This window comes from Shewanella holmiensis (assembly GCF_025370255.1).
Lineage (GTDB): Bacteria > Pseudomonadota > Gammaproteobacteria > Enterobacterales > Shewanellaceae > Shewanella > Shewanella holmiensis.
Map to the genome: position 1 here is coordinate 110,076 of NZ_JAMTCD010000013.1, position 6,434 is coordinate 116,509.

At 38.4% G+C, this 6,434-nt stretch carries 9 protein-coding genes; 2 read left to right on the forward strand and 7 right to left on the reverse strand.

All coding sequences use genetic code 11. The features are described 5' to 3' along the window. Positions 1-4: 4 nt before the first annotated feature. The 3 genes from NE535_RS11420 to NE535_RS11430 are packed head-to-tail and all read right to left on the reverse strand — an operon-like array spanning position 5 to position 1,501. A complete protein-coding gene (locus NE535_RS11420) occupies positions 5-370 on the reverse strand; it encodes a hypothetical protein (RefSeq protein WP_261298764.1) in 366 nt (121 codons plus the stop codon). Next, positions 354-611: a hypothetical protein gene (locus NE535_RS11425; protein ID WP_261298765.1), complete on the reverse strand. Its 258-nt coding sequence runs from the start codon at positions 609-611 to the stop codon at positions 354-356. Before NE535_RS11425 ends, NE535_RS11420 begins: the two co-directional genes overlap by 17 nt. A gap of 2 nt (positions 612-613) precedes the next feature. Beyond that, entirely contained in the window at positions 614-1,501 is an 888-nt protein-coding gene (locus tag NE535_RS11430) for an LAPAL motif-containing putative phage structural protein (RefSeq protein ID WP_261298766.1), read from the reverse strand. Between the two features lie 806 nt (positions 1,502-2,307). Here NE535_RS11430 and NE535_RS11435 point away from each other — a divergent pair. Both NE535_RS11435 and NE535_RS11440 read left to right on the forward strand, forming a co-directional pair. After that, complete coding sequence (locus NE535_RS11435) at positions 2,308-2,892, forward strand: Rha family transcriptional regulator (RefSeq protein ID WP_261298767.1); 585 nt, start codon at positions 2,308-2,310, stop codon at positions 2,890-2,892. 302 nt (positions 2,893-3,194) lie between these two features. Continuing rightward, on the forward strand, positions 3,195-3,578 hold the full coding sequence (locus NE535_RS11440; RefSeq protein ID WP_261298768.1) for a hypothetical protein: 384 nt from the start codon (positions 3,195-3,197) through the stop codon (positions 3,576-3,578). Positions 3,579-3,968: 390 nt separating this feature from the next. Here NE535_RS11440 and NE535_RS11445 read toward each other — a convergent pair whose 3' ends face one another. The 4 genes from NE535_RS11445 to NE535_RS11460 form a co-directional block, all read right to left on the reverse strand. Continuing rightward, the gene (locus NE535_RS11445) at positions 3,969-4,274 is read right to left on the reverse strand and encodes a hypothetical protein (protein WP_261298769.1); all 306 of its coding nucleotides are present in this window, start codon (positions 4,272-4,274) and stop codon (positions 3,969-3,971) included. A 363-nt stretch (positions 4,275-4,637) separates the two neighbouring features. Next, positions 4,638-5,132: a hypothetical protein gene (locus NE535_RS11450; RefSeq protein WP_261298770.1), complete on the reverse strand. Its 495-nt coding sequence runs from the start codon at positions 5,130-5,132 to the stop codon at positions 4,638-4,640. A gap of 736 nt (positions 5,133-5,868) precedes the next feature. Next, positions 5,869-6,243, reverse strand: coding sequence for a hypothetical protein (locus NE535_RS11455; protein WP_261298771.1), 375 nt, complete (start codon positions 6,241-6,243; stop codon positions 5,869-5,871). Continuing rightward, positions 6,243-6,434, reverse strand: a 192-nt coding sequence (locus NE535_RS11460) for a helix-turn-helix transcriptional regulator (protein WP_261298772.1), incomplete at its 5' end; no start/stop codon positions are given. The genes NE535_RS11455 and NE535_RS11460, both read right to left, overlap by 1 nt.

A 6,434-nucleotide genomic window follows, 5' to 3' on the forward strand; every position in this document is an offset into this window, starting at 1 on the left:
TTAACTACTTGGGAGTAATACTTAGCTGGTAGACCTCATGAATAGCATTTGTATTATCATTCAGCTTTCCTTGCCACTCTGCTTTTTGTTGCTCATTTAAATACTTACCTTTCAACGACTTAACTATATGCTTTTTCTGTAGATTAAGCGATGTCAACATTTGCTTCTGCACATCTGTTAAGTGATTCTGCTTTTTTACAAAGTCACTGATGAAGTAAGTTATAACCCCTGATAATACGGGCGCAAAAGCTAATGCTATAGGTCTTACCCATGCAAGTTCAGCTGAATAAGGTAGATTTTCAGCAATTGCAATGATGACAAGGCTAATTCCACTTGCAGTTGTTAAATCAGCATTAGAGTTTTTGTTCAAATCTATTTCTCTTTATCTCTAACAGATCTTTTACTAGCTGCTCGGTATTATCCAAATGAATTGTATATTGGCTTGGTAATCCGTCTTTAATGATAGTTACTTCAACTTCAGTCTTCTGTAGCAATTTTTCAGTTAGTTTCTTCGATAAAATAAAGAAAACATCATAAATCATCGGCAGCGCTAGAATCGCTCCGATGGTTCCTGAAACAATGAATAAAGATGAGCTATCAAAAAGACTCATGACTATATGATTTTCCTAGATTTGTCAGCTCTGTGACGTATAACTTTCTCTATAGAGAAAGAAGTTGAAGGACTTGCACCTGTTTTAAATTTAGTTGTTTCGCGTAATTTTACCTTAAAAAAATCGCCTTTAATAAAGTTTTCTTCTCTTGAGCTAATTCTTTTCAAAAAGCTGCTATCATTCATTTTTACAGCTGTATCAGACTCTTCATTTGGAAGTAAGACTCGCCAGCCACTTTTTGAGTCAAAATTGACTTGTGTGAAGCTAATTTCAATGTCTTTGTCTTTACTATTTTCTTCAATTACAGTTTGTTTAGTCTGTTTTTTGAAGTGAATAAGCTCATCTGATTCAATAGTTTGAATGACTTCTTCATTACTATTTAAAAACTTAACTTTAGCACCCTGTTTTTCTGTTACGTCATTAAATAAGAGTGCTTCAAATTTGTTACGAAAGATTGGGCTAGTGACTAGCTTTTGAACGGCATGTGTACAGACAATTTTTTCGCCATCTTCCATCTCAATAGTAGCAGTACCATCGTCATTACTAATAACAACTTTGACTTTCTTACTTTTCATTGCATTTATAACACCCATGACGGAACCAGCAAATGCAGTTGCTGAGACAGCTGTAACGCCAATAATTGGTAGAATATCAATAGCATTAGCAGCTAGCTGTTGTATGCTAAATTCGACACCAAAAGAGCCCGGCTTATTAGCTTTTACACTGACTTTTATCGAAGAATCCTCCCCGTTGATCACTTTATCTGCATCTTGCAATGAATCATTAAGGCTTAGCAAACTTTGCCCCAAAGTAGCAGCATCAATTTCATGATCCTTAGTATCTTCGGAGTCATAAATTAAACTAAATATCTGTGAAGTGTTTTTGTCCATGAGATTTCCAAAAATTTGATTATTAACGTCTTTATTAATATTAAAAGCGCATTTATTTAATTACCGGGGGCTGAGTAAACTTTTCACTTTGTGCTTGTGTGGTTCAAATGATCTGTGATTTTACAAGCTAATGATTGGCTTCTTCTTCCCTGAAAGGCGTTCTCCGATTGATTTAGGAGTGTGGCCTGCGTTTATTTTTTATTTGTTACAGATTACGCTATTTGTTCTTAAAAGTGCAATGACTTGATTCATACAAATGTGATTTAAATCATTTAAAACTAGCGAATTACATTTTGTTTCGTTGATTGTGTATCAGTAAATAGTTTATTCCAATAGGCAATATTAGTTGGTTTATATATGTATTTTTTGCACGTAAAATTTGTTATGCAATAACATCTAACATCACCACCTAAAGTAAAGACACTAAAATAGCCGTGTGAACAAAGATACTCGATGACACAACATTAGCTTTATAAAATGGCTGATGGGTTATCGATTACTCAGTTAACTGATAACTCCCTTAAGCGATAACAAATTGACAAATGCACCTGAGTGGGGCGATACTGTTTAGGCATTGGCAAAATCCAATGCCGGGATTGAGACCCCGCTATAACACAGGCGCAATTGTCGCCAGCCTAGTGCTGGTTTTTTATTGCGAGATTCGGCGCACCTCTACTATGGTGGGCTGGATGGGGCAACCTTCGGGTTGGCCGTTCCTGTGACGGTAGTCTCAACCCCATTCAGCTCATCACCAATTAATTGAGACTACTTGGTGATGATTACTCTCGAACACAGGAGTGTCACCCATGAACCTACAACAATCTAAAAACTACCCTGCGCAATTGGTCTTTATTAACGGCCAACAAACCATTACCAACTCACTGGTTGTCGCTGATTATTTCGGCAAACGTCATAGTCATGTTTTACGTAAGATTGATGAAATACTTGCAGATGCCCCAAGTGAATTTACGTCAGCCCACTTTTGGGCTAACGTGCAAAATCAACAGGTTGGCACCAGTCAGCGTGATTTAAAGTGTTACCACCTGACCAAAGACGGTTTTATGTTTTTAGTCATGGGCTTTACCGGTGCCAAAGCTGCCGAACTTAAGATCAACTTCATTAATGCCTTTAACGAAGCCCAAAAGCGACTTAGCCGCACGACACACCCGTTTGAGCGTCAGCGCATGATGTTTACATGGGAAGGCGGCAAAATAGTGAGCTCGCAACCGATAAATGATGACCAGTTTGTCACCAGCCGCGATAAATTAGTGCAGTACATGCGCGAACCCCGCTTTTTATCGCTTGAGCAATTGCTAGAAATCAGTGAAGCCGCAAACCAACAAATTGCGACACTAGCAAGATTGGCAGAGAAACAAGCCCGCTTACGCTAAAAACACCACTAAACGCCCATAAAAATGGCTACATCAAGTAGCCATTTTTGTTTGTAGGTAACCAAGGGGGTTGATTATGTTTTGATACCAACGCCGCATTTAGCTGACTAAAATAGTTGGTTATAATGTGTAGCGAGGCGGAGCCTAACTAACTGTTTTTTTGTTTCGTTTAAAGTGCTTACTATGTGTTTCACCACTAATTCACTATTGAATAAAATTTCTATTCATTGTTGAATAATATTTCTATTCACTGTAGGCTTACCTTCTTAATTAAACAGAAACTAACATGAATAAGGTAAGCTATGGGAATTCTAAATGATGATGTACCAACAACTTCTATCCAAGTAGAGTCTAGAGCGGAAGCTAAATTTAGCCGTTCAACAATAGCTCACATCGAAACTAGTAAAGAGCAACTAGTAAATACTCGCAAGTCCATGCTAGATGATATGTCTAAAGGACAATTTACAACACCTCAAGATGCTTTAGACGCAATTATGGAATTACAAAGCATCCAAGGCAACCTCGACAAGCTATCTGACAAAATCAAAAATAATACAACTTCTAGCTTTTCTCCAAGTGACGTAGCGACAATGCGAGAAATGAAGAGCAATGGCACTACAGAAGCTAAGATTGCTGAACTATTTGATACAAACCAAACTAAAGTTAACCGACTGCTTAACAAATAACGTTTTAGTATTTATGCATTGCGATGTTTGCATGGCACAAACCGCTTGTTGGACTTGGCCGATGCCGAGTCCAGGATAATGGCTACGCTTTATGCTAAAGAAATTTGCTTTTTTGATGCGAGCTCTAGGCTGCAAAGCAATGTTGAATTGATTATGAGGCTTGATTTGTATGTGTTCAATTGCAATTCCCTTGTCATTGTGGTGTTCCATCACATCTTTTTTAAGTCTAGCTGATTCAATGAGGTTAATACACTCGATTGAGCCAGCATTTGGCGCTTAGCAGCGGCTTAGTTCAATGCCGCTATAAGCGGACTAAAATTATTGGCTAACATCTTGAACGGAGTGAAAACAGCCGACTGTTTTGTCCAACTTAAAAACCATGTTAGAGCGTTACGTATCCAAGAAACTTTTATGGACATATTCACCATCTTTATCTTTTACAAAATTGAGCCTTTCCATGCTCTCTTCAAATGATTCTTTTTTAAATTCGCCATGTTCCTTCCAGTAGTCATACTGCCACTCATCAATTTCATCTAATACAAAACCATTCGGAAGCCGACTTAGATTAAAAAGTTTACGCAATGCATATTTAGCACGGTCATTCGTTTTTTCGGGGATAACACCATCACGCAGACCATAGCCCAAATTAAGCTTGTAATAATAAAATTGGTAACCTTGATAATATAATGCAGCCAAGTCCATCTCCTTTTGCTGGTAATACAGAGCGCTAACGTTTTAGTATTTGTGCGTTTCCCTGCTTACATGACACAAACCATTTGTAGGACTTGGCTGCTGCCGAGTCCAGGTTAATGGGTACGCTTTATGCTAAAGAAATTTGCTTTTTTTGATGCAGGCTCTGAACTGCGAAGCAATGTTGAATTGGTTATGAGGCTTGATTTGTATGTGTTCAATTGCAATTCCCTTGTCATTGTGGTGTTCCATCACATCTTTTAAGTCTAGCTGATTCAATGAGTTTAATAAACTCAATTGAATCAGCATTTAGTTCCGCGCAGCAGGTCAGCAAGAGTAACTTGCTAGGCCACTTATTTAAAAGAGCAATTACAAAGTCTCTAGAACGACACCTTGAAACTTATCGATAGTTCCATCTTCTAATATACCTTCGAACTCCCAACCAAAAGCCTCGTCTCCAAGATTTTCTTTTGGCACTATTGCCCATTGAATATATCGATAGTATTTCCCCTGCTGTGCCACTTGAGATCTAAGATTGAATGAAGCGAGACGACGACCTGTATTTTCATTTACTAAATCTATAAGTCCTGCGTCCCCGAAGTCTCCTCTTACTTTGTCCTGTAAGTATGAAGTGCGTTTCTGGCCTGATTTGATATCTGTGCCTCCAACTACCACACCGGTCCATTCTTTAAAACCATTTGGAGGTGGCAAATTTAATTTCTGCCTAACCTCATACACCCAAACCCCAACTCTCCAATGCTGCGTTTTATTCTCAAATGAGACCCATAGTGTGCGCTTCTCTTCTAGCAAGCTCGAATAGTGAGCAGCCAAATCTAATTCCGTTAGTGATTTATGATTACTCATATCTTCATTCTCCTTTGTTTTTAGACTATTTCGGACTAAATACATAATAAGCTTAAAAACTTATTGAACGGCTCGCCGGATAAAACGACTATTTAGTTTATTGATTAATAACATCCTACATTTCCTACTATACCTCTGAATTAAAATAATTAAATGTCTCTTAAACTCAAATAAAAAACTTGAATTGCACATTAAAGTCTTAACATCAAATGCAAAAACTAAAGCAAACAATATTAATATATTAGTACAGCACTATTTTTCTCAACATAGTCCTTTAGACTGTTTTTTCACATACCATTAACATACATTCGAAACCAATTACAACTGTAAGTAAACAAAGTGCAGGTCACCTAAAAGGGGGGAATTGACTGACACAAAATATTTAGTAGTAAACTAAAGCTATGGACACAAAGATTTAGACGATCAAAAGTTGCGGTTTAAGATGATCAAAAGATGAGTGGAATTGTGTATCATCAAATGTAGGGTAAAACACTATTAATTCATTGGCTTAATAGGTTTATTTTCTAGGTAAAATTGAATAGCAGAGATCAAGCCTATAAAACAACAACGTAACCCCCTAAATTTTTCATATGTAGTGAAGCACTGCGCTTGTCCTCCCCCGCAGTACACCGAGCCAGAAGGACCCATTAAAAAATCAATGACAATTAAAAATAAAAGCCAAACAAAATCAATTACTTACAACAAGCCACACTATCAACATCAATAATATTTATAATCATAACCACTCCCCTAACCCTATCTCTGCGCGTCTCAACCAATACACATAAGACTTCTTACTATCGAACCCCATCAATGCCCACTGCCCTTTGCATACATAGTGCGCTCTAATGGCCCGTATACATTGGGGTGCTAAGCGTTCAATCATCATGTCGAACTGTCTGACATCACGCGGTGGCATTATCTCAACTACTGCAGCACTACCGTACACAATCACCTCGCCTAACTTGTCGCACTGGCTTCGGTTAGCAAAGCCTTGGCCGCGTTCTTGATGGGCCCAATAGTTACCCCAGCGGGTTAAGCCATGACGCAAGGCTTTCATGTTCAAGGTCACTTGTTGGTGTTGCAGCTGCTGCACATTAATCTTCGCCATTATTCTTCACCATCAATCATCGCCCTTATTTCATCAATTCCTAACCGAAACACCTGGTCGCATATTGCCGAAACATCATCAAACGACACTCGCACATCACCCCGTTCCCAACGCTGATAAGTCCGTTCACTTACCCCATAAATCTCGGCCACTTCGGTCTGGGTTAGCCCGCGAATATTCCTGCCCGTTTT

Bases quoted from the DNA above. Each gene is read 5' to 3' on its own strand.
- NE535_RS11425 (WP_261298765.1), bottom strand. From the start codon at position 611: ATGAGTCTTTTTGATAGCTCATCTTTATTCATTGTTTCAGGAACCATC.
- NE535_RS11430 (WP_261298766.1), bottom strand. From the start codon at position 1,501: ATGGACAAAAACACTTCACAGATATTTAGTTTAATTTATGACTCCGAA.
- NE535_RS11435 (WP_261298767.1), top strand. From the start codon at position 2,308: ATGAACCTACAACAATCTAAAAACTACCCTGCGCAATTGGTCTTTATT.
- NE535_RS11440 (WP_261298768.1), top strand. From the start codon at position 3,195: ATGGGAATTCTAAATGATGATGTACCAACAACTTCTATCCAAGTAGAG.
- NE535_RS11450 (WP_261298770.1), bottom strand. From the start codon at position 5,132: ATGAGTAATCATAAATCACTAACGGAATTAGATTTGGCTGCTCACTAT.
- NE535_RS11455 (WP_261298771.1), bottom strand. From the start codon at position 6,243: ATGGCGAAGATTAATGTGCAGCAGCTGCAACACCAACAAGTGACCTTG.